21 protein-coding genes are annotated in these 20,970 nt (G+C 61.8%); 4 read left to right on the top strand and 17 right to left on the bottom strand.

Features of this window, described 5'->3' with window-relative positions; genetic code table 11:
• Nucleotides 1-224: 224 nt before the first annotated feature.
• The 4 genes from LAN37_05490 to dcm are packed head-to-tail and all read right to left on the bottom strand — an operon-like array spanning nt 225 to nt 3,450.
• Nucleotides 225-680, bottom strand: coding sequence for a very short patch repair endonuclease (locus LAN37_05490; protein ID MBZ5646661.1), 456 nt, complete (start codon nt 678-680; stop codon nt 225-227).
• A gap of 5 nt (nt 681-685) precedes the next feature.
• Nucleotides 686-1,477: a hypothetical protein gene (locus LAN37_05485; protein MBZ5646660.1), complete on the bottom strand. Its 792-nt coding sequence runs from the start codon at nt 1,475-1,477 to the stop codon at nt 686-688.
• Nucleotides 1,471-2,508: a hypothetical protein gene (locus tag LAN37_05480; GenBank protein MBZ5646659.1), complete on the bottom strand. Its 1,038-nt coding sequence runs from the start codon at nt 2,506-2,508 to the stop codon at nt 1,471-1,473. The genes LAN37_05485 and LAN37_05480 overlap by 7 nt, the downstream gene beginning before the upstream one ends.
• A 3-nt stretch (nt 2,509-2,511) precedes the next feature.
• Entirely contained in the window at nt 2,512-3,450 is a 939-nt protein-coding gene (gene dcm / locus LAN37_05475) for a DNA (cytosine-5-)-methyltransferase (protein MBZ5646658.1), read from the bottom strand.
• 562 nt (nt 3,451-4,012) lie between these two features.
• Here dcm and LAN37_05470 point away from each other — a divergent pair.
• From LAN37_05470 to LAN37_05455, 4 genes are all read left to right on the top strand, one after another.
• Nucleotides 4,013-4,387 carry a hypothetical protein gene (locus tag LAN37_05470; protein ID MBZ5646657.1) on the top strand — a complete coding sequence of 125 codons (375 nt, stop codon included), beginning with the start codon at nt 4,013-4,015 and terminating at the stop codon, nt 4,385-4,387.
• Nucleotides 4,388-4,653: 266 nt separating this feature from the next.
• Nucleotides 4,654-6,168 (top strand): hopanoid biosynthesis associated radical SAM protein HpnJ, encoded by a 1,515-nt coding sequence (gene hpnJ, locus LAN37_05465; GenBank protein MBZ5646656.1) that lies wholly within the window; start codon nt 4,654-4,656, stop codon nt 6,166-6,168.
• A 12-nt stretch (nt 6,169-6,180) separates the two neighbouring features.
• Nucleotides 6,181-6,585, top strand: coding sequence for an EamA family transporter (locus LAN37_05460; protein MBZ5646655.1), 405 nt, complete (start codon nt 6,181-6,183; stop codon nt 6,583-6,585).
• On the top strand, nt 6,585-6,965 hold the full coding sequence (locus LAN37_05455) for a hypothetical protein (GenBank protein MBZ5646654.1): 381 nt from the start codon (nt 6,585-6,587) through the stop codon (nt 6,963-6,965). The genes LAN37_05460 and LAN37_05455 overlap by 1 nt, the downstream gene beginning before the upstream one ends.
• 10 nt (nt 6,966-6,975) lie before the next feature.
• Here the strand turns inward: LAN37_05455 and hpnE are convergent, their stop codons facing one another.
• The 13 genes from hpnE to recN all read right to left on the bottom strand — a co-directional run bounded on the left by hpnE (nt 6,976) and on the right by recN (nt 20,923).
• Nucleotides 6,976-8,370, bottom strand: a complete 1,395-nt coding sequence (gene hpnE, locus LAN37_05450; GenBank protein MBZ5646653.1) for a hydroxysqualene dehydroxylase HpnE — start codon at nt 8,368-8,370, stop codon at nt 6,976-6,978.
• A complete protein-coding gene (locus LAN37_05445) occupies nt 8,367-9,257 on the bottom strand; it encodes a phytoene/squalene synthase family protein (protein MBZ5646652.1) in 891 nt (296 codons plus the stop codon). The genes hpnE and LAN37_05445 overlap by 4 nt, the downstream gene beginning before the upstream one ends.
• Complete coding sequence (gene hpnC / locus LAN37_05440) at nt 9,254-10,201, bottom strand: squalene synthase HpnC (GenBank protein MBZ5646651.1); 948 nt, start codon at nt 10,199-10,201, stop codon at nt 9,254-9,256. The genes LAN37_05445 and hpnC overlap by 4 nt, the downstream gene beginning before the upstream one ends.
• A gap of 27 nt (nt 10,202-10,228) precedes the next feature.
• The gene (locus tag LAN37_05435; GenBank protein ID MBZ5646650.1) at nt 10,229-11,266 is read right to left on the bottom strand and encodes a zinc-binding dehydrogenase; all 1,038 of its coding nucleotides are present in this window, start codon (nt 11,264-11,266) and stop codon (nt 10,229-10,231) included.
• Nucleotides 11,267-11,280: 14 nt separating this feature from the next.
• Nucleotides 11,281-12,399, bottom strand: coding sequence for a zinc-dependent dehydrogenase (locus LAN37_05430; GenBank protein ID MBZ5646649.1), 1,119 nt, complete (start codon nt 12,397-12,399; stop codon nt 11,281-11,283).
• Nucleotides 12,400-13,125: a hypothetical protein gene (locus LAN37_05425; protein MBZ5646648.1), complete on the bottom strand. Its 726-nt coding sequence runs from the start codon at nt 13,123-13,125 to the stop codon at nt 12,400-12,402.
• Nucleotides 13,112-14,098, bottom strand: coding sequence for an NAD-dependent epimerase/dehydratase family protein (locus LAN37_05420; protein ID MBZ5646647.1), 987 nt, complete (start codon nt 14,096-14,098; stop codon nt 13,112-13,114). The genes LAN37_05425 and LAN37_05420 overlap by 14 nt, the downstream gene beginning before the upstream one ends.
• A gap of 18 nt (nt 14,099-14,116) precedes the next feature.
• The gene (locus tag LAN37_05415) at nt 14,117-14,515 is read right to left on the bottom strand and encodes a hypothetical protein (GenBank protein MBZ5646646.1); all 399 of its coding nucleotides are present in this window, start codon (nt 14,513-14,515) and stop codon (nt 14,117-14,119) included.
• A 23-nt stretch (nt 14,516-14,538) separates the two neighbouring features.
• On the bottom strand, nt 14,539-15,660 hold the full coding sequence (gene hpnH / locus LAN37_05410; GenBank protein MBZ5646645.1) for an adenosyl-hopene transferase HpnH: 1,122 nt from the start codon (nt 15,658-15,660) through the stop codon (nt 14,539-14,541).
• A 4-nt stretch (nt 15,661-15,664) separates the two neighbouring features.
• On the bottom strand, nt 15,665-17,674 hold the full coding sequence (gene shc / locus LAN37_05405; protein ID MBZ5646644.1) for a squalene--hopene cyclase: 2,010 nt from the start codon (nt 17,672-17,674) through the stop codon (nt 15,665-15,667).
• Between the two features lie 8 nt (nt 17,675-17,682).
• On the bottom strand, nt 17,683-18,657 hold the full coding sequence (locus tag LAN37_05400) for a 4-hydroxy-3-methylbut-2-enyl diphosphate reductase (protein MBZ5646643.1): 975 nt from the start codon (nt 18,655-18,657) through the stop codon (nt 17,683-17,685).
• A gap of 137 nt (nt 18,658-18,794) precedes the next feature.
• Nucleotides 18,795-19,250 carry a cytochrome c oxidase assembly factor 1 family protein gene (locus tag LAN37_05395; GenBank protein MBZ5646642.1) on the bottom strand — a complete coding sequence of 152 codons (456 nt, stop codon included), beginning with the start codon at nt 19,248-19,250 and terminating at the stop codon, nt 18,795-18,797.
• The gene (gene recN / locus LAN37_05390; protein MBZ5646641.1) at nt 19,247-20,923 is read right to left on the bottom strand and encodes a DNA repair protein RecN; all 1,677 of its coding nucleotides are present in this window, start codon (nt 20,921-20,923) and stop codon (nt 19,247-19,249) included. The genes LAN37_05395 and recN overlap by 4 nt, the downstream gene beginning before the upstream one ends.
• Nucleotides 20,924-20,970 lie beyond the last annotated feature (47 nt).

Below are 20,970 nucleotides of genomic sequence, written 5' to 3'. Positions count from 1 at the left end.
TAGCCTTGGGCTTTAGCCCAAGGTCTCCCCGAGGGACCTGCTGTTCCTTCGCTGTGTACAAGCAGCTCCCTCACCGCTAAAGCGGTTCGGGATGACATTCATGTTGAACTTGTAGGCCGGGCGCCCTCGCCCGGCTCCTCAGACGGCGCGGCGAAAGTCGCGCCGTTCTTGTTTGGAGGAAGTACTGCCCGTGCTTTATCCGTTGCGGACGACGAAGGGCGCTCTTAGGTGCTACGCTTGACGGGTCGCGGGAATCGATTCCCACCAACTGAAAGCCGATTCTCTAATGCCCGCTGCACTCGTCGAATGCAGAGTTGTGGATCGCGGCGGAGCCGACACTCCCACATCCGAATCACAGTATACCCAGCCCTCTTCAGCGATCGGTTCGTGCTCTTGTCCCGCTGCAGGTTTCTATGAAGCTTTGCGACCCAATAGGTTCGATTCGCCTTCGGGATGTGTCCGCAATTCGGACAGACGTGCCAGAAGCAGCCGTCAACAAAGATGGCGACCCTTACTTGGTGAAAGACAAAATCTGGATTTCCCAAGATTCGAGGGGGGTGAACCGACCAACCGCGAAGACCCAACCGGATGAACATGCTTCTGAGCCGCAACTCCGTTGACCGATTGCGAACGGACTTAATTGCCCTCATGTTCGCGCTGCGAGCCTTGGTAGTCGTCATATCAGTCAAAGCACCTCGAGTCGCGGCGCACCGACCAAGTCCCCCAAATCACTCAGTCCTAAGGGAACAAAGTTCATCTGCTTGACTGGAAGATGCTGAGAGTCGATGTAGTCGTTGAAAAAAACACAGTACACGTGTACTTGTGGCTGAAATCGAGAATGACAAGCCAAAGAGGCGCTTGTTGTGCCTGTTGGCGGTCTCTCGATATCGATTTCCTTTAGAACTGCATTCTTGCACTGGACTGAAACAATCGGCTTGTGAGGAATTGCGCCGATCGGAAGCATCCAGAGAATGTCGAGCCCACCATCCTTCTCTTTCCGTCCAAGCAGGACCTCCGGCCTAAATCCGAGACCCTTGAGATAAGCATTGAATTCCGCACGTTTCTTGTTCCGAGTTCGGGGATGACCAACGCGGTGAATCGCTCCGGTCGTTCGGCGTAGTAGTTTCTCGGCGACTCCGATCTCGAACTGCTGGGCGTGGACTCCCCTGCTCCGAATACTAGCCATCGATTCGATGAAATTGATGAAGTCTATGTCGCCAGCAGTAAACCTCCCCGATTCATGGTCGTACACAAACGGAAGCGTCGAGCCTCGCTCCTCAAAGTGCTTGGCCAGAAAGTCGACGGCAGATCGCATTGCTTCAAAGCTACTTGGGCTGTGGTGCTCCTCGCGGAGTTCTGCTAGCAGCGGGGCATCCCCCAGCTTCGCTTCAAAGTCGCGCCCCGTTATCACTCGAGACTCTGTCGCCGACAACTCAGAGCAGATTGCTTCGAAGAACCTGAAGGTTGGAGTCAACATTGTTTGATGAAAGCTTTGGCTGCCGCCTCAAACTCCCGGAAATGAGCCAATAGCCGTTTTCCTTCAACACTTGATGGCTTGAGCACGAAGACCTCTCTTAACAATGTCCGCAACTGTTGCAGGATTCGACTAAGGCGCCTAACACTCTCGTCCTTCGTTTCGACAAAGAGCATTGCATCATCGAGATTACTCCCGGCTTCCAGCGCGGCAGACGCTTTGTCATCGTCGAGCACCTGCGACAATCGGGAAAGTTGTCGGGTGTCGGTGACCTTTGCCGTGTCGGGATCCCGCAATTTGGTCTTGGGGTCGAAAGTCCCATACACAAAGCCAAGCAAGCTGCGCAGTTTCTTTCGATCGACCTTCTTAACCTCAAGAGTATCCTTGTCGACATCTAACCCGATATATCCCTTAATTCCGGTACGGCTGAGTGATTCGCCGAGCTTCCAATAATCCTCGTCCTCTGGCAACGACTCCTTTGCCGTCGTCAAGGTTCTAAAGGGAACTAAGAGTCGACGGATTTCTTGTTTTGAAAGTCCAAGCTCTTTTACCACTTTCCCCAAATCCTCTTTGGAATGAATCTCCTGATCCAAGAATTTTGCCTTGCTCAGCGATGGCCATTGCCGGAATCCGAATAGGTGCCGCACGCCGAGGTAAACACGCATTTCGTTTTCTTGTTGGGGTGAGGGGTTTTCCGGAAAGCTTAGAATCGGAATTCGTGTAAGGTCGTCCTTTCGTCCGCGGTATTGATCGCTGTTAGCCAGGATATGTCTCACCGCAGCCAAACGACGATTACCCTCGATTACGATGTAATGATCTGCTTCTTTTCGGGTTATGAGGGGTTCGTAATCGATATATCCGTTCTGCAAGAGTGAATCAACGAGCTCAGCAGCGAAGTGGGGCTTGCCATAAAGATATTCTTGAATCTCGTCTTGTGACTTGCCCACTAACTCGCCGCCAAAGCGAGGATTGTCGGGATCGAAGCGAAGTTTGTCGGGGTGCTGGTAGTCGAAGACCGCATCCTGATTAGGCATGAATCACCACAATCCATCCAGTTGTTTCACAACGGCTTGAAAGAGTGGTGGCGGCACAGCATTTCCAATCATTTGGAACTTGTCCCTAGGAGTGCCGTGCCTCCAAGTGAAAGTCCTTGGAAAACCCTGCAACGCAGCACATTCAAGGTAAGAGAGCCGGCGCGCGGGCCCTTCGCGAACAAATTCCCATTTGTCTGTATGTACGCGCCTGAGCGGCGGACTGGAGGGGTGCAGCGGGACGTGCCGCCAATGGCCAACAATGCATGGCGCGGTTTCGTCCCAATCGTGCCGTCGCTTGCGAGAGAGGTAATACCAGTGCAGTGGCTCTGTATCGTATTTTCCTCGTGCGCTCCGAGACAAGCCTGCGATTGCATCCTTTTGCGTGAGGAATTTGTCGCCGCCGACCACGCCGTGCGTCGGTCGCGGAAAGGAGTACTCGAAGGAGATGTCCGATCGTACCCCGACGAGGAACACTCTCCTGCGGAACTGGGCGACGCCGTAGTCTCTAGCATTAAGAACTTTCCAGTGCACCCTATATCCGGCCGAGCGATACCTGCGCAGTTGATTGTTCAATAAGTCCTTGTTTACTCCATACGCCATTCCGTTGACATTTTCGACGACGAATACCTTTGGCAGCACCAATCTCAGCACTCGGTCAAATTCACGGTAAAGATAATTGATTGAATCGCCCCACTCTCGACGACCGCCCTGCGTAAATCCTTGACATGGGTAACAACCAGCGAGGAAATCCGCGGAAGGAAACTGAGAGTAGCTGGTGATGTCACCCTCTTCGACCTTGGCCGCAGGGATGTTGTCCCTGTAGGTCTTGCACGCCAAATCCCAGATATCGTTTGCCCAAACTATGTCAAACCCGGTTTGGTTGAGTGCATAGTCCGACCCGCCGCACCCAACAAAAAGAGAAATTGTTCTGATTTTCCGCATGACGCTAGTTGGCAGATTCTCTCCGGACACACCTTGCCGTTTGAAGCTTGATTTTGCAGTAAGGGAAGCTGTTCCTCCAAACAAAATCCGAATCCTGTTCTGGATTCGGAACAAGCCTCAGCGGCGGGTGCTTAGCTTGACGCGTGGCGCCGAACGGGTCACTTCGCCGGAATCTTGGCCTGCGCCATTCCACCCACCTTGATTGAAAAAAGTCATTTTTCACCTTTTCGTGCGGGGGCGGGTAAGCTGCCTGATTTGTGCGGGTTAGATGGTCCGATGTATAGCTTTCAGCAATGTCAAGAACTATTTTCCCAGGCTTGTAAGCTGCTGATTCGCGGCGAGTTGCAAGCCTGCCTCCCGCGGCCTGCTTCCTTCGATTTGCTAAGCTGGATGTAGTGGCCTTCATCTCTGCGCTCTGGACTCTGAACTCTGGACTTCTCCCTGCACTATGCGCTCTGTCCTATGCGCTATGTGCTCTGTACTATGCGCTTCCCCACATACCTGACATATCTTCCTCGCTAAGTCCTTTAGACCGACATATCGAGGGGGAGGGGGTACCCCAGTGACATCTGTCAGTATCAATCACGCCCGGACGCTCAGCGCCCGCCAGGCGCCCCGTTGCGCCCATCTCAAGGCCAACGGCGACCGCTGCGGCTCGCCGGCGGCTTCCGGCAAGGAGCTCTGCTACTTCCACGACAAGGCGCTCGCCGACGACCGTCCCGTCCGTCTTCCCGTGCTGGAAGACGCCAACGCTATCCAGGTCGCGGTCATGATCGTCATGGACGGCCTTTACCGCGGCAATCTCAACTACAAGAAGGCGGCTCTCCTGCTCTACGGACTCCAGATCGCCAGCTTCAACCTCCGGCATCTGCAGCTCACCCCCGCGGGAGACCTGGAGCTCGCGCCCCAGCCCAGCGAGACCAAGGAGTCCCAATGAATCGCGAAAGCGCCCTCCCACTGCCCGAGTCAGGGACCCGCGTTCATCCGCGTGCATCCGCGGCCAATGAGTTTCTCTGCGATCTCGGCGTTCTCGGCGGTGAAAAGACCGGTCCAGAGCGGGAATCGGGGCCTCCGCCGGATGCACTTTTTGCCGCTTTGGCTGCACATTTGGCATCGAATGCAGGAGAATCGCTTTACTAAATCCAATCCTTGCTTTAACTTTCGCGCTTCTCCAATGCGGGTGTTAGTATTAAAAGACTTACGATGGCTCTGAAAACGCTGTTCCTGAATCCCCCTTCGTTTGAGAACTTTGATGGCGGGGCCAGCTCCCGCTGGCCCGCGACCCGCGAGATCGAGTCGTACTGGTACCCGGTATGGCTGGCCTATCCGGCCGGCATGCTGGAGGGTTCGCGCCTGCTCGACGCGCCGCCTCACCACGTCTCCGCGGAACAGACCATCCAGATCGGCAAGGACTACGAGTTCCTGGTGCTGTTCACCAGCACGCCCGGATGGCAGGGGGACCAGAAGCTGGCCGCCGCCATGAAGTCGGCCAACCCCAAGCTCAAGATCGCCTTCGTTGGGCCCCCGGTCACCACCGAGCCGGAGCGCGCCCTGCGGGAGTGCAGTGCCATCGATTTCGTGGTCCGCCGCGAGTTCGACTTTGCCACCGTCGAGTTCGCCCAGGGCACGCCGCTGGAACAGATTCTCGGCGCCTCCTATCGCAAGAACGGCGGCATCGTTCACAATCCGGACCGCCCGGCCGTGGCCAACCTCGACGAACTGCCGGACGTGACTGCGGTCTATCAGCGGGATCTTGACGTCCGCCGCTACAACGTCCCGTTCCTGCTTTATCCCTTTGTCTCGCTCTACACTTCGCGCGGCTGCCCGGCGCAGTGCACCTTCTGCCTCTGGCCGCAGACCCTGAGCGGACACCCTTGGCGCACACGGTCCACCGACGCGGTTGCCCGGGAGATGGCCAAGGCCAAGGAATACTGGCCCTGGGTCCGGGAATTCTTCTTCGACGACGACACCTTCAACATCCAGAAAGCGCGCACCATCGAGCTCTGCGGCAAGCTGAAGCCGCTGAACCTGACGTGGTCCTGCACCTCTCGTGTGACTACTGATTTCGAGACCCTGAAGGCGATGAAAGAGGCCGGCTGCCGATTGCTTATTGTGGGTTACGAATCGGGCGACCCGCAGATCCTGAAGAACATCAAGAAGGGCGCCACCGTCGAGCGCGCCCGCCAGTTCACCAAGGACTGCCAGAAACTCGGCCTCGTGGTCCACGGCGACTTCATCCTCGGCCTGCCGGGTGAGGATCGCGAATCCATCCGGCGCACCATCGACTTCGCCAAGGAACTCGACTGCGAGACCATCCAGGTCTCGCTGGCGCATGCCTATCCCGGCACCGAGTTCTACGACTTCGCCAAGAAGAACGGCTTCATCATCAACGAGCAGGCGATGGTGGACGAAGGCGGCCACCAGATGGCCCACATCGAGTACCCGGGTATGCCCCGCGAGTACATGATGGAGATGGTCCACCGCTTCTACGACGAATATTATTTCAGGCCCAAGGCAGTGTTCCGCATCGTGCGGAAGGCGGTCTTTAACTCCACCGATCGCAAGCGGCTTTACAAAGAAGCCAAGTCGTTCCTCAAGCTGCGCGCGGCGCGCAACCGCTATGTCAAGGAACAGCGCGCCAGGCACACGCCGCTGCCCACATCCGAACCGCAGGCAGAGCCCGAGACCAAGCCGGCGGTCGAAGCGGTCGAAGTCTAACAAGGACCCGGTGTGAGCTTTCGCAAGTACCTGGTACTGGCAGCCATCGTCCTGTTCGGTTCCAGCGGCGACATCTGTCTCTCCTATGCCATGAAGAAGGCTGGCCCGCTTTCGGCCACCGACATCGCCCGCCTCATCAGCTTCGTTTTCACTCCCTGGGTGGCTATCGGGATCGTGCTGCTGATCGGCTTCTTCGCTTCCTATATGGCGGCTTTGTCCTGGGCCGACCTGACGTACGTTCTCCCGGCAGCGTCCCTGGGATACGTCATGCTGGCCTTGATGGCGCAGTTCCTCCTGCACGAACAAGTCACGCTGACTCGCTGGCTGGGGATCCTGCTGGTGAGCGGCGGCGTGGCGGTCGTGACCCGCGGACCCTCCTTGACTCCTGCACAGCCAGAGACCGAGGAAGGCGACTGATGTCCCCGATGCACACCTGGTCCGCGATCGCGGTGATTGTCGCCAGCTCGACCGCCGGAGACGTATTGACCGCCCGCGCCATGAAGGAAGTCGGACATGTCGGCGAACTGTGGCGCGAACGAGGGTTATGGGCGGTGCTGAAGGCAGTGGCCGGAAACGTCTACTTTGCCACCGGCATCGCCTGCATGGCCGTGTCGTTCTTCAGCCTGCTGGTCGCGCTTTCTTGGGCAGACGTGAGCCTGGTCGGCCCCGCCGCCGCTTCCCTCACGTTCATCACCAACGCCTTTGCCGCCAAGTTTTTCCTGAAGGAGGACGTGAACCAGCACCGCTGGGCGGCCGCCCTGCTGGTCGCTGGCGGCGTGGCGTTGCTGGCCGTCTGATTGCACGGATCTAGCCGAAGAGTCGCATCAGTCCGGACGGAGGCAGGTCCGGGATCAAGAATCGCTGCGTACGGCTGATGGCTTTCGTCAGCGCCTCCGCCGCCATGTAGCCGCTGCGCACGGCGCCTTCCATGGTCGCCGGCCAGCCGGTCGCGGTCCAATCTCCGGCAAGAAACAGCCTCGGCCAGGCCGTCCCATTTCCCGGGCGATATTCATCCGATTCCGGCAGTGCGGAGTATGTTGCGTGCAGTTCCTTAATCACCGTTGACTTCAGCACCTTGGCGTTGGCGACCCCGGGAAAGAACTCCTCCAGTTCGCGCAACGCGAGGTCGAGGATATCGTTCCGCGATTTGTCCACCAGGGACTTCGAAGAGCTCACTACGAGTTCTACATAGCTTCCGCCGTGCGCAGCTTCGCTTCCCTGCGCGTGCAACTTCGATTTGTGGAACATCCATTGGATCGTGCGGTCGAGCAGCACCGCGTGCTCCAGATCGGTGATCTGCCGGTCGAACCAGAAATGGATGCCGGTGATCGGGGAGGTCTCGAACCGCCCCAGCATCCGCCGCAGCGGGCCCGCGGCGTCGTCCTGGGGCAGTACCTTCTCCAGCGCCTGGAACGGAAGCGCTGAGATCGCGTAGTCCGCGAGCAACTCGCCCCCGGTCACACAAAGCCGTGCCCCGTTTGCCTCCGGCTTAATCGCATCCACACCCGCCCGCAGCCTCACTTCACCTCCGCGTGTCCGGATGTATTCCCCCGCCGCGCCGTAGAGTTCCGTGAGGGGCACGTTCGGTATGCCCATTCGACCACCTGCAGCGGATTTGAGGAAGGATTCGCGAAAGACCTGCGCCGCGTAACGGATCGACATGCGGTCCAGGTCTTCATTTAGCGCGCTCACCAGCACGACCTTCCAGAAGCGGTCGATGGCACGCTGCGTCTGCCGTTTGCTCTTGAGCCAGGCCAGGAACGGCTCATCCGTTTCTTCCGGCAGATTGCGCATGATTGACATCAGCGCGTGCCCGATCGCCATCTTGTCGCCCAAACCGAGCGAGTGCGCCGCCAGGAACGACAGCGTGTTGTGGAACGGCGCGGGAAGGAACGACGGCTCGATGTCCGACCGCCGCCCGCCTGGCTCCAGGAAGGTCAACCGGTCGTACCAGCGGATCTTCTGCTCCACTCCGATGCGACGGTAGAAATCGATCAGGTTGGTGCAGCAGCCCAGCAGGACGTGCTGGCAGTTGTCCACCACCTCGCCTGTGCCCGGATGTTCGTAGGACGAGGCCCGTCCGCCGACGTAGGGCCGCTTTTCTAAGATAGTGACCTGGAACCCGGCGTCTGCCAGCGCGCATCCCGCTGATAGTCCCGCCAGACCCGCTCCGGCGATGGCCACCTTGGGCGCGGCGTTCATGCGGTCAGTCGCAGCAGAAAGCCCCGCGACAGCACGCCCAACTTCTCCGGGACCGTAAGGCGCACGCGTTCGCTGAAGACGTCGTAATTGCGGCGGGCGATCTTTTCCAGCAGGCGGCGGTAGATCTCGACTAGAGTCCACAGTGCCGGGCGGCTGTCTTCGTCGATCAACGGCATCAATTCGTTGGCGGCGTTGTAGAACCCCCGCGCGCGCTCCGCCACCAGTTCGAGCACTGGCCGAACCGTGGACACATCGAATCCGTTGCCCAGGCGCGCCGGATCCAGGTCCGCCGGCGTCCGCCCGAACCGCGCCAGGTCTTCCTCGGGGAGGTAGAGGCGCCCCATGCGCGCGTCTTCCTTGACGTCGCGCAGGATGTTGGTGAGCTGAAACGCCACTCCGCACTCCTCGGCCAGCGTTTCGGCCTTGGGATCGCGATACCCGAAGATCTTGATGGCCACCAGCCCGACCACCGACGCCACGTAATAGCAGTATTTCCGCAGGTCTTCGAAGGTACGATAAACGATCGCGCCGCCTTCGCTGGGCAGGTCCATGGCGGTTCCGTACACCAGCTGGTCGAAAAGCTCCGAGCGGATCTCGAAGCGCTTCTGCGCGTCCGCCACCGCCATCAGCACGGGATCGTCGGTCGCATCCCCGGCCAGCACACGATGGAGCGCGTCCAGCCAGGCAGCAAGCTTCTCCTTGCGCTGCTCCAGGGTGACTCCCGGCGCGTCGCAGATATCGTCGCAGTAGCGCATGAAGGCGTACACCGCACACAGCGCGTCGCGCTTCTCCCCGGGCAGCACGAGAAATGCGTAGTAGAAGTTCTTCGCCGACGAGCGGGCGATGCCGCGGCAAACCGCGTACGCGTGCTCCAGCTGCGACCTCATGCCACTTTCCTCGCCGCCGCGCGCAGCACCAGCCAGAGCTTTCGGGACTTGGAGATCACCGGCCGCCCCTTCAGGACGTCATAGCTCTGGCGCTCGATGGCATTGAGGATCTCCTGCCCGCCGCGGCTGAACAGCTCGATGTCGATGGCCAGGTCGCGGTCCACCTTCTTCGCCAACGGCAGCCCGCTCTCGAACCAGGCCCGCGCCCGCGACACCTCGAATCGCATCAGCTCCAGAAACTGCGGCGTCGCCCGGCGCTGGGCGATGTCCCCCTCGCTGACGCCGAACTTGCGCAGGCTCTCCAGCGGCAGGTAGATGCGTCCCTTGGCGTAGTCCACGGTCACGTCCTGCCAGAAGTTCGCCAGTTGCAGCGCAGTACAGGTGCGATCGGAGAGCTGCTGCCGTTCCGCGTCCCGGTACCCGCAGGCGTACAGAACGAGATGCCCCACGGGATTCGCCGAATAGCGGCAGTATCCGAGCAGGTGGTCGAATGTTTCGTAGCGCGTGACCGTCTGGTCCTGACGGAAGGCCGTCAGCAGGTCGGAGAACTCGTGTTTGGGGATGTCGCAGGCGTGTACTGTCTCGCGCAGTGCGACGAACACCGGGTGCCGCGGCTCGCCCTCGTAGCAGGCATTCAGCTCCTGCTCCCACTGGTCCAGTAGCGCGAGCGACTGGGCCGGATCGCCCACTTCGTCGCCCAAGTCATCGGAGATGCGGCAATACGCGTAGAGGCTGTAGAAGTGTAGCCGCAGCTTGCTGGGCAGGAACCAGGTGGCGACTGAGAAGTTCTCGTAGTGGCGCCGGGCCAGGCGCTCGCAATAGGCCCTGGCCTCGGACAGCGACGGCGCGGATTCGGGGATAGCGTATTCGGGCGGCAGCGCCTGCCACCCGGCAGCCGGGATAGAATCGCTCTGATGGGAACCGTGGCTGATGGTCGATGACATGAGGCGCACGACTCCCGCCGCCGGCGGTCAGTGCCCGGGGATGATCGCGGTCTTGATGTCCCCGTTGCGGTTCAGCATGTGCCGCAGCACCTGCTGCAACCGCGAAAGCGGCGCTTCCCCGGTGATGTAGTCGGTCCCGCGGATCTTCCTTTCGGTGATCAGCGCGAACGCCTTCCGCACTGCCTCTGGCGTGTGGTGGAATGTCGCTTTCAGGCTGATCTCCGAATAGTGCAGGCGGTTCGTGTCCAGGGCGACGCGCGTTCCGCTGGCGCATCCGCCGAAGAAATTCACCGTGCCGCCTTTCCGCACCATGTCCACCGACCACTCCCAGGCCTGGGGACGGCCCACAGCTTCCACCACGACGTCGGCGCCGCGCCGGTCCGGACTGAGGGCGCGAACCGCCTCCACCGGGTCCTCGACGTCACCGATCTGCACGATGTCGTCCGCCCCGAAGCGCTTGGCAGCGGTGACCTGCGCGTCCCGCTTGACCACCGCGATCACGTTGCAGCCGGTCAGCTTGGCCACCTGCACGAACATCAGGCCGATGGGCCCGCCGCCGATCACCACCACGGTGTCGCCGATCTCCACGTTGGTCTCGTGCAGTCCGCGGAGCACGCAGGCCAGAGGTTCCGCCATGGCGGCTTCCTCGTAGCTGACGTTGTTGGGGATCGCCAGCATGTTGCTCTCGACGATGCGCCGCGGGATCTTGATGTACTCGGCATACGCGCCGTTATTGAATAGCAGGTCCTCGCACAGGTTCTCCTGGTGCTTGGAACAGTAGAAGCACATCTGGCAGGGCGCCGAATTCAGCGCCACGACCCGCATGCCTTTCTTAAAGCCGCGGACGTTGGGCCCGACCTCTTCGATGATCCCGGCCAGCTCATGTCCGAACAGGGCCGGCGGGACGATCATGCGGGCGTGGTAGCCGCGCTGGTACACCTTCAGGTCGGTGCCGCACGTCAACGCGACCTGTACCTTGATCAGGACTTCCCCCTCGCCCACACGGGGGATGGGAACCTTCTCGATCTTGACGTCCTCTTTTCCGTAGAGGACCGCCGCTGTCATGTGTCCGTTCACCATCAGTTTCCTTCCCAAGAGCTGCCCGGCTGAATAACCACCTTCATCGAGTCCGGATGCGGATGAGCAGCCAGATTCAACGCCTCCACCGCTTGCCCCAGTGAAAAGCGGTGCGAGATCAGGCGGGTCAGATCCATCTCCCCGCTGAAAACGAACCGCACTGATTCTTCCTGTAAATCCACGGAAGCGCTGTACGAGCCCAAAAGCGCCTTTTCGTCCACGCAGATCGCCGCCGGGTCGATGAAAGCCTCGCCCCGAACGGTCTGGGCGAATAACATCACCCGCCCACCCGGACGCGCCGCGTCCATGCCGAGCGGGATCAAGCTGTTGCCAGCCGTGGCCAGTACGACAGCATCGGCCCCGCGGCCCTCGCTCCATTGATGCACCTGTTTCACCGTGTCCTGCCTCGAGGCGTCAATGGTGCACGTGAGCCCAAACGATTTAGCTATTGTAAGCCTCTCACTGTACAAATCGGAAGTTATAACACGGGCTCCATATCGTTGGGCGAGGAATCCCAGAATGACCCCGATGGGGCCTTGCCCGACCACCAGTACCGTCTCTCCCGGCTGCGGGCGCAAGGTCTCAATGCCCTTCATGCACGTGTTGACCGGTTCGATGAACGACGCCTGCTCGTAAGAGACGCCATCCGGGATCTTGACCACGCCCTTGCGGACGATCCAATCCATGACCCGTACGTACTCGGCGAATCCGCCGCCACTGGGCTCGAACCCGGCCGTACATCCCACCTTCTTGTACACCGCGCACTGGGCGAACACCTTGTGCCGGCAGTAGTAGCACTCACCGCAGGGGATGTGGTGGAAGGCCATTACCCGGTCTCCGACGGTGACCGCGGTCACCCCGTCGCCCACCGCCGCCACTATGCCCGCCGTCTCGTGGCCGAAGATGCGGGGCGCTGAGTGCGACCCGGTGGAGATCTTCTTCAAGTCCGTCCCGCAAATGCCGCAGGTATGGACGCGGATCAGGATCTCGCCTGGCCCGGCCTGCGGTACGGGTACAGCTTCCAGGCGCACATCGCCCTTGCCGTGGTACACCGCCGCGAGCATCGTTCCCGGGATCGCATCCCGGCGGGTGCCTGTTACGGGTTGTGCTGCGACGGTCATCTACAAGAACTTCATGCTTGGTCTGAGCTTGCCGCGTACGCTGCGGAGGTCATCGATCTGAAGGATCGCGTCCAGCACGCCGCAGATCGTTTGCGCGGCCTTGCGCTGGTTCGCGGCCAGCCGGGCCACACTCCTCCACAGGTGGGGCCGCAACGCCACATGGCCCACGAACTTCGCCTCCTGGAACCTGCCCTCCGCGTCGATGAACGGCTCGACCGGTGGCAGGGGAAATTCCAGCGTGTCGGAGATCGCCTTCACCGCCAGGAACCCGCAGCCATGGCGATCCGCCACCGCCGCCACGGTGGCGGCTTCCATGTCCACGCACTGGGCGTCGTATCTGTGCGCCAGGTCGGATTTCTCCTCCTCGCGCAGCACCCGCGTGGCGCTCGCCAGCACCCCGCCCCCGAACACGGCCCGGAAGCGCGCGCCGGTTTCCGCGTCCACCACCACCTCCGGCGTGAACGGGGCTCCCGCTCGCATACGAGGCACCAGCGCTCCGGCGAAGCCGGCTGAGATCAACACCTCCACACCCTGCTTGGCAACCGCTTCGGCGGCCCGGCCTGCGGGCAGTGGACCGATCCCGGCACATACCAATACCGCGCGCTCAGTCTGGAACGCGTTCCAGTTCCTGCCCCGCGATCCCAGCGTGACGCTCCGCCAGTTCCTCACCAGCCCTGCGACCTCGCGAGGCATCGCCGTAATGATGCCGATCTTAGGCATATCCATGTGCCCGGAACCATTCCACCGCGCGGCGCAGCGCGCCGTCCACGGCGACCGTCTTCCAACCCAGTTCGCGTTCGGCCTTGGCCGAAGACGCAAACATCTTCTTACGCCCCATGCGGACCGCGTCCAGAGTCACGCGCGGTTCGCGCCTCAGCAAACGGCCCGTCACCACCGTGTCCACCACCCCCGCTGCCAGCGCCACCGCGTACGGGAGCTTCACTCTTGGCGAGGGCAGGCCGGTGATCGCTGCCAGCTTGTCCAGGATCTGCTTCAGCGTCAGGTTCTCGCCGCCCAGGATGTACCGTTCCCCCGGACGCGCCTTCTCCGCCGCCAGCAGATGCCCCTTCGCTACCTCGGCCACGTCCACCAGGTTCATGCCCGTATCCACGTAGGCCGGGAACTTCTTCTTTAAGAAGTCCACCACGATCCGACCGGTCGGGGTGGGCTTGATGTCCTGTTCTCCGATCGGCGCGGTCGGATTCACCACCACCACGTCCAGTCCGCTCCGCCCGGCCTCCAGCGCCACCTGCTCGGCCATGAACTTCGAGCGCTTGTAGTGGCCGATCATGTCCGCCAGCGCGACCGGCGAATCCTCGTCCGCCGGACGTCCATTCGCGGTGAAGCCCATCGTGGCCACCGTCGAGGTGTAAACGATCCGCCGTACCCCCGCCTCCTGTGCCGCCCGGATGATGGTGCGCGTTCCTTCGACGTTCGACCGGTACATCTCGTCCGGATCGGGGATCCAGAGCCGATAGTCGGCGGCCACGTGGAAGACCATCTCGCAGCCATCCATCGCCGTCTTGAGCGTGTCCGGTTCCCGCAGGTCACCCGTGACCCGCTCTGCATTGAGCGGATCGATCAGGTCCGTACGGCTCGTTTTCCGGACCAGTAGGCGAAGGTCCGCTCCCTGTTGTGAAAGAGCGCGCGCTACGTGGCTTCCCAGGAAACCCGTAGCGCCTGTGACAAAGACTTTCATCGCCACGCTCGGTGGCCGCTACTCGATCGCTTCCGGCTGCAGCGAAATGTTCTTCTCGCCCGCGGCTCGCCGTTCCCGGTACTGTCGCACCCAGTTTTCCCAGCTCTTGCCCGCCGCCATGTCGCGCCCCGAAAATGCCAGACCGGCGATATCGGCGTATGAGACCGAGAGTTTCCCGCTGCTGTCCTTGGGCAGCACCCGCACGTAGGAGTCAGCCAGCGTCCGGCCAGTCCGCCGGTCGAAAATATAGCCCTCGATCTTCGAGCCGTCCTTGCGCGTGATCACCACGTCGCCGCGATAACTGAACGCCTGCTCCAGGGCTACCCGCAGATCCTCTTCGGTGGCAACCTCCGGGACCCAGCCTTCGATGTGGTCCCGCTCGGCTCCGGGAACCACCTCCAGCGCCTGCGGATCGATTTCGCGCCCTGCTTCTCGGCCGCTCACGGACGGGTCTCCTGCGGCACCTGCTCCTCGATCTGCACCAGTGGCTCGAACGAATGCACGGGCTGCACCGGCTCTGTCAGAAGCTCAAGGGCCTCCGGATCCTTGTACTCATGGGAAAACGTCGCGCGGGCTGTGGCCCACAAGGCGCGCAGCGATCCGAACGTATCGTTCACCGCCGAGGCTTCGTAGCCGCTGTGCACCATGCAATTGGCGCACTTGGGGTTCCCCGATTCCGTGCCGTAGTGCTCCCACTCCGTGCTTTCCAACAGTTCTGCGAAGGAATCGGCGTATCCATCCTGGAGCAGGTAACAGGGCTTCTGCCACCCGAAGACGTTATAGGTCGGCATCCCCCACGGCGTGCAGCGATACTCGCGCTTGCCCATCAGGAATTCCAGGAACAGGGGCGACATGTTGAAACGCCAGTTCGGCTTGCGGTTCGACAGGATGGCGCGGAACAGCCGTCGCGTGCGCGCCCGCCCCAGGAAGTGGTGCTGGTCGGGGGCTTTCTCGTAGGAGTAGCCGGGCGAGAGCATCATGCCCTCGATCCCCAGCTCCATCATCTCGTCGAAAAAGGCGCGGACGCTTTTCGCATCGGCGCCGTCGAACAGCGTCGTGTTGGTCGTGACCCGGAACCCGCGAGCCAGCGCCTCTCTGATCCCCTCCACCGCCTTTTCGTAGCCGCCCTCGAGGCAGACGGAAAAATCGTGGTGCTCCCGCTGGCCGTCCAGGTGGACGGAGAAGGTCAAGTACTTGCTCGGCTTGAACAAGTGGATCTTCTGCTTCAGCAGGAGCGCATTGGTGCACAGGTAGACGTACTTCTTGCGCGCCACCAGGCCCTCGACGATTTCGCCGATCTGCGCATGCAGCAGCGGCTCGCCTCCGGGAATAGCCACGGTTGGTGTGCCGCACTCATCGACCGCCCGGAAGCACTCTTCCGGCGTAAGCTGCATCTTCAACACGTGGCCGGGGTACTGGATCTTGCCGCATCCGGCGCATGCCAGGTTACAGCGGAACAGCGGCTCCAGCATCAGGACGAGCGGATAGCGTTTGCGGCCCTTCAGCTTCTGCCGCACCACGTAGGTGGCAACCGTCCACATCTGTGAGATCGGTACCGGCAATCTTCTACTCCTGTTCCGCCTGCCGCCTGCCCCGCTCGGAGATCCTGTTGCCGCTCTCCTGCAAAACGCCGAACACTCGCTGGTAGGTCGTCAGCGCCAGCAACGGAAAATAGACCTCGTACAGGTGGTACTTCAGATAGAACACGCGCGGGAAGCCCGTCCCGGTGAATGGCGGGACGCGCCACGAGCCGTCTTTCTCCTGCGTGCGCAGCAGGTAGGCCACGCCCTGGGTCAGCGAATCGCTGCGCGTGTCACCGGCCGCCAGCAGGCCCAGGATGGCCCACGCCGTCTGCGAAGGCGTGCTCGGCCCCACCCCCTTGGTCGCCGGATCATCGTACGACCCGCAGGTCTCGCCCCAGCCGCCGTCGGGGTTCTGCACCGAGCGGATCCACTCCGCGGCATGCTGGATATAGGCTTCGTGGGTGTCCTCTCCCATCGCCTCCAGCCCCCGCAGCACCTGCATGGTCCCGTAGAGATAATTCACGCCCCAGCGGCCGAACCAGGACCCGTCCGGCTCCTGCTCCCGCTTGATGAACTCGATGGCGCGGTGCACGGCCACGTCCTGCCGCGTGTACCCGAACGCTGCCAGCATCTCCAGCACCCGTCCGGTGATGTCCACCGTGGGCGGATCGAGCATGGCGTTGTGGTCGGCGAAGGGGATGTACTGGAAGACCATCTTTTCGTTGTCGCGGTCGAACGACGCCCATCCGCCCTTCTCGCACTGCAGGGAGAACAGCCAGTCCATCGCGCGCTTGATGGACTTGAGCTGGTAGCTCTCGTCCGGGTGGTCGACGCGCGACAGCGCCAGCAGCACCTGCGCCGTGTCGTCCACGTCCGGGTAGTATTCGTTGTTGAACTCGAAGTACCAGCCGCCCGGCGGCGCGTTCTTGTTCTTGATGTACCAGTCGCCGCGCTGGGTGACCTGCTTCTTGAGCATCCAGTCGATGGCCTTCACCAGCCGGGGGTCGGTGCGCGAGACCCCGCTCTCGGCCAGGGCGAACGCTCCATAGGCCGTGTCCCAGATAGGAGACTTGCACGGCTGCATGCGGAAGGTGTCGTCCTCTTCGATGCCCAGCTTTTCGAACTCGTCCATGGCGCGGATCAGCTGCGGATCGTCGAGCGAATATCCCAGGCAGCGCAGCGCGATGATCGAGTTCATCATCGCCGGATAGATGGCGCCCAGGCCGTCGCTCATCTCGAACCGCTCCAGCATCCACTCTTCGGCCTTGCGGATGGCGATGGAGCGCAGCGGCCGCACATGCACCATTTCGAACCAGTGGGTGATGCGGTCCAGCACCAGGAAGAAGTTCCGCCAGCTGATCAGCTTCTTGTCCCAATGCAGGCGCATGTTCTTCTTGGTGCGCCCTTTGACGAACAGCTCTTGCACCCCCATCTCGGGCGGGATCTTCTTGAACGGCTTCCTGGCGTAGGCGATGGCCAGCGGCACCAGGATGCCCCGCGACCATGACGAGATCTCGTAGATGTTGAACCAGAACCAGTTGGGGAACAGCACGATCTCCGGCGGCACCGCCGGCACGCAGTCATAATCGTACTGCCCGAAGAAGCACAGATAGATCTTGGTGAAGGTGTTGACCGCGGTCACGCCCCCCAGCTCGTGGATCTTCTTCCGCGCCCGCGCCAGCGCCGGATGGCCGGCTTCGTACCCGGCGAGCTTCAGTCCGAAGTACGCTTTGACCGAGGCGCTGATGTTCGACGGGCCCCCCTGATAGATGCCCCAGCCGCCGTCCTCGTTCTGGTGCTGGAGGATGTAGTTCGCCGCCTTGGCGATGCGCCGCGGGTCGCCCGTGCCGAGCAGGGCATGGAGCACGATGTAGTCCGACTCGAGGGTGGTGTCGGCTTCCAATTCGCCGCACCAGTAGCCGTCCTCGTGCTGTAGCGAGAAGAAATACTTGCGGGTCGCATCCAGGGATGCACCCACGCGGCTCATCAAGCCGTCGATCTTGCCAAAAATCATGGGGGCGGGCCGTTGCTGCCCGCCGGGGGAGTTATCCATCGATCTGTTTACTCCGCATTCGCCGCGGCGGGGGCGATGGCTTCCACGATCTCGGGAGGCAGCCCGAAACGCACGTTCTCCGGCATCACCTCGATCTCGCGGACGTTGTCGTATCCGACCTGGGTGAGATACGAAACCACTTCCTCGACCAGGCACTCGGGGGCCGATGCCCCGGCCGTCAGGGTCACGGTCTTGACCCCGGCCAGCCACTTCGCGTCGATCGCTTTGTAATTCTCGATCAGGTAGGAGGGCGTGCCGTGGTTGCGCGCCACTTCCACCAGGCGATTGGAATTTGAGCTGTTGTCCGACCCCACCACCAGCAACAAGTCGGTCTGGTGGGCCACCTCTTTGACCGCCGTCTGCCGGTTTTGCGTGGCGTAGCAGATGTCGGACGCGGCGGGGCCCTCGATCGTGGGGTACTTCTTCTTGAGCGCAGCGATGATGTCGGCAGTTTCGTCCAGGCTGAGCGTCGTCTGCGTCAGGTACGCCACGCGCTTGGGATCGGGCACCACCAGCGCCTCGACCTGTTCCGGGGACCCCACCACCTGCGTCACCTCGGGCGCTTCACCCAGCGTGCCAATGACTTCGTCGTGATCGCGATGGCCGATCAGGATGATGCTGTAGCCCTCGCGGGCATACTTGACCGCCTCCACATGGACCTTGGTCACCAGGGGACAGGTAGCATCGATCACCCGCAGACGCCGGAGGCTGCTGCCATCCCGCACCTCGGGCGAGACCCCGTGGGCGCTGTAGATGACCCGCTCGCCCTCCGGGACTTCCTCCACACCGTCCACGAAGATCGCCCCTTTGGAGGTTAACTCCTCGACCACGTAGCGGTTGTGGACGATCTCCTTGCGGACGTAGATAGGCGGGCCGAAGGTCTCCAAGGCGATGCGCACGATGTCGATGGCGCGCACTACCCCGGCACAGAAGCCGCGCGGCTTCAACAAGAGCAGGGTCTTACCGTTTTCGAGTGGTCTCATCCCTCAACCAGTATACCGAAAGCTTCTGGACACGGAGGTGCAAAGTTATATCACTCCCGTTTCATGGTCAATGTAACTCATAGAAACTTAGGGAATTAGGATTGGCTCAGGAAATGGGGGAATGTGAAAAGGCGTGGTCACTGCTCCTGCACCGAGGCCGCACCGACGGGCAGCCGCACACGCTCTGCCTGGCCCTCGACTGCCACCTCCAGAGCTTGGAGTTCCCACCTCCCCATCCTCTTTTTCCCGACAACATAGATGGTGGCTTTCCCCGTGGGCCCGGAGATCGGGATCGCCAGATCGGCGCTGCCGGACGGCCCGCTCACGTTGATGCTGCCCGAGGTGAACCATCCCGCCTCGATGGGCGTTCCCAGCCGCTCGCGCACGGCAGGCGCCTGCTGCGCCCGGGCGACAGCCTCGCGGTACACGTCACTCGACCTCAGGCTCATCATGACCACACCCAGCACCACGACGACGAATGCGGTAAACGCGATCGCGAGCCCCATGATGATCGTGACCAGAAGGTGACGGGCGAACCAGCTCTTCTCCGGTTCGATCGGGGAGGAGGACAACGCTGCCGGTGGGGTGCTCATGCATTCGCCTTCAATAATTGCTCGGCGTGCTTGCGCGAAGTTTCGGTCAACTTGGCCCCGCTGAGCATACGGGCCAGTTCCTCCGTGCGCTCTTCCGATGTCAGGCGCCGTACGGAAGTCTTCATCCGCCCCTGGCTTTCCTTTTTCTGGATCAAATGGTGCAGGTCGGCGAAGGCGGCGATCTGCGGCAGGTGAGTGATGCAGAGGACCTGGTTGGACCGGGCCAGTGACTTGAGCTTCCTTCCCACGGCCTCGGCCGCACGCCCTCCGATGCCGTTGTCGATCTCGTCGAAGACCAGTGTGCGCTGCACCTTGCGCCTGGCCTTGCCGCTGGTGGCGCTCTCCGCGGTGGCCTTGAGCGCCAGCAGCACCCGCGACAGCTCCCCACCCGAGGCGATCTCCTCTACCGGATGCATGGGATCGCCGGGATTCGTCGCGATCATGTAGCTCACGCGGTCAAAGCCGCTCGCAGCCCAGTTCCCTGCTTCGTCGCTTCCGCTGATCTCGATCCGGAAGCGTGCCTTCATCGCCAGCTCGTTGATCTCCGCTTCGACCAGCTTCTCCAGCTTCTTCGCGGCCTCATACCGTTTTTTCGAGAGCCCGCGTGCCGCCGCGAGGTATTCGCCGGCCGCCTTGGCCAGCTCCTTCCGCAGCTCCTTCAGCACCTCGTCGCGGTTCTCGACTTCATTCAGCTTGCGGGCGGCCTCGGCGCCGTAGGCGATCACGTCGTCCAGGGTCTGCCCGTACTTGCGCTTGAGGCGATCCAGCAGGGCCAGCCGGTCTTCGATCTCGGCCAGGCGCTCCGGGGAAGCGTCGATGCCGCCGGCATAATCGCGCAACGTGGCCCCGGCGTCCTCGACCGTCGCCCGCGCCGACTCCAGCGCCGCCACCATCTCCTGGAACTTGCCGTCGTAGCGCGCCAGCTCCTCGATCTGCCGCGAGGCAGCGCGCATCGAAGTCGCCGCCGAGCCGTTCGCTTCATAGAGCGCGTCGTAAGCCCCCATAGCCGATGCGTAGATCTTCTCCGCGTTCGCCAGGACGCGCTTCTCGCTTTCAAGTCGCTCGTCCTCGCCCGACTCAAGCTTCGCCGAATCAATCTCTTTTTTCTGGAAGGACCACAGGTCCACCAACCGCAACCGGTCTTGCTCGTTGCGCTCCAACTCGGTGATGCGGCCCTGGATCTCTCGCCATTTCCCGTAGGCCGCCTCGGCGCCGCTGGTGTCTGCGCCCGCGAATGCGTCCAGCAGCTCCAGCCGCGATGCCGCGTCGAAGGAAACGATGGCCTCGCTCTGCGCGTGCACCGCCGCCAGCTCCGACGCCAGCTGTTTCAGCACCGCTACCGTGGCTGGCTGGTTGTTGATGAAGACTCGCCCTTTGGCGCCAATCTCGCGCCGCAGGATCAGTTCGATGTCCTCGGAATCGATGCCGTGCTCTTGCAGGATGGCGGGCACCCGCTTGCCTTCGACTTCGAATACCGCCGACACCACCGCCTTCTCCGCCCCATGGCGAACCATGTCGGGAGATGCTTTCTCTCCCAGGAGTAACGAGAGCGCATTGACCAGGATGGATTTCCCGGCGCCTGTTTCCCCGGTCAGCAGGTTCAGCCCCGGGCCGAACTCCACCGCCACGTTGTCGATGACCGCGTAGTTTTCGACGCGTAGTTCGAGCAGCACCAGGATCTCGAGTCAGGAAAGTTTTGCGCAGTCTAGCACAGCTTCCT

This window comes from Terriglobia bacterium, from assembly GCA_020073495.1.
In the GTDB taxonomy this organism is placed as follows: Bacteria; Acidobacteriota; Terriglobia; order Terriglobales; family Acidobacteriaceae; genus JAIQFD01.
Note: the sequence above shows the minus strand (reverse complement) of the source record. Positions and strands in the feature narration are given on the sequence as shown.

What these genes read in the sequence shown, in the direction of transcription:
- LAN37_05490 (MBZ5646661.1), bottom strand. Translation starts at nt 680, where the DNA reads ATGACGACTACCAAGGCTCGCAGCGCGAACATGAGGGCAATTAAGTCC.
- LAN37_05485 (MBZ5646660.1), bottom strand. Translation starts at nt 1,477, where the DNA reads ATGTTGACTCCAACCTTCAGGTTCTTCGAAGCAATCTGCTCTGAGTTG.
- LAN37_05480 (MBZ5646659.1), bottom strand. Translation starts at nt 2,508, where the DNA reads ATGCCTAATCAGGATGCGGTCTTCGACTACCAGCACCCCGACAAACTT.
- dcm (MBZ5646658.1), bottom strand. Translation starts at nt 3,450, where the DNA reads ATGCGGAAAATCAGAACAATTTCTCTTTTTGTTGGGTGCGGCGGGTCG.
- hpnJ (MBZ5646656.1), top strand. Translation starts at nt 4,654, where the DNA reads ATGGCTCTGAAAACGCTGTTCCTGAATCCCCCTTCGTTTGAGAACTTT.
- LAN37_05455 (MBZ5646654.1), top strand. Translation starts at nt 6,585, where the DNA reads ATGTCCCCGATGCACACCTGGTCCGCGATCGCGGTGATTGTCGCCAGC.
- hpnE (MBZ5646653.1), bottom strand. Translation starts at nt 8,370, where the DNA reads ATGAACGCCGCGCCCAAGGTGGCCATCGCCGGAGCGGGTCTGGCGGGA.
- LAN37_05445 (MBZ5646652.1), bottom strand. Translation starts at nt 9,257, where the DNA reads ATGAGGTCGCAGCTGGAGCACGCGTACGCGGTTTGCCGCGGCATCGCC.
- hpnC (MBZ5646651.1), bottom strand. Translation starts at nt 10,201, where the DNA reads ATGTCATCGACCATCAGCCACGGTTCCCATCAGAGCGATTCTATCCCG.
- LAN37_05435 (MBZ5646650.1), bottom strand. Translation starts at nt 11,266, where the DNA reads ATGACAGCGGCGGTCCTCTACGGAAAAGAGGACGTCAAGATCGAGAAG.
- LAN37_05430 (MBZ5646649.1), bottom strand. Translation starts at nt 12,399, where the DNA reads ATGACCGTCGCAGCACAACCCGTAACAGGCACCCGCCGGGATGCGATC.
- LAN37_05425 (MBZ5646648.1), bottom strand. Translation starts at nt 13,125, where the DNA reads ATGGATATGCCTAAGATCGGCATCATTACGGCGATGCCTCGCGAGGTC.
- LAN37_05420 (MBZ5646647.1), bottom strand. Translation starts at nt 14,098, where the DNA reads ATGAAAGTCTTTGTCACAGGCGCTACGGGTTTCCTGGGAAGCCACGTA.
- shc (MBZ5646644.1), bottom strand. Translation starts at nt 17,674, where the DNA reads ATGGATAACTCCCCCGGCGGGCAGCAACGGCCCGCCCCCATGATTTTT.
- LAN37_05400 (MBZ5646643.1), bottom strand. Translation starts at nt 18,657, where the DNA reads ATGAGACCACTCGAAAACGGTAAGACCCTGCTCTTGTTGAAGCCGCGC.
- LAN37_05395 (MBZ5646642.1), bottom strand. Translation starts at nt 19,250, where the DNA reads ATGAGCACCCCACCGGCAGCGTTGTCCTCCTCCCCGATCGAACCGGAG.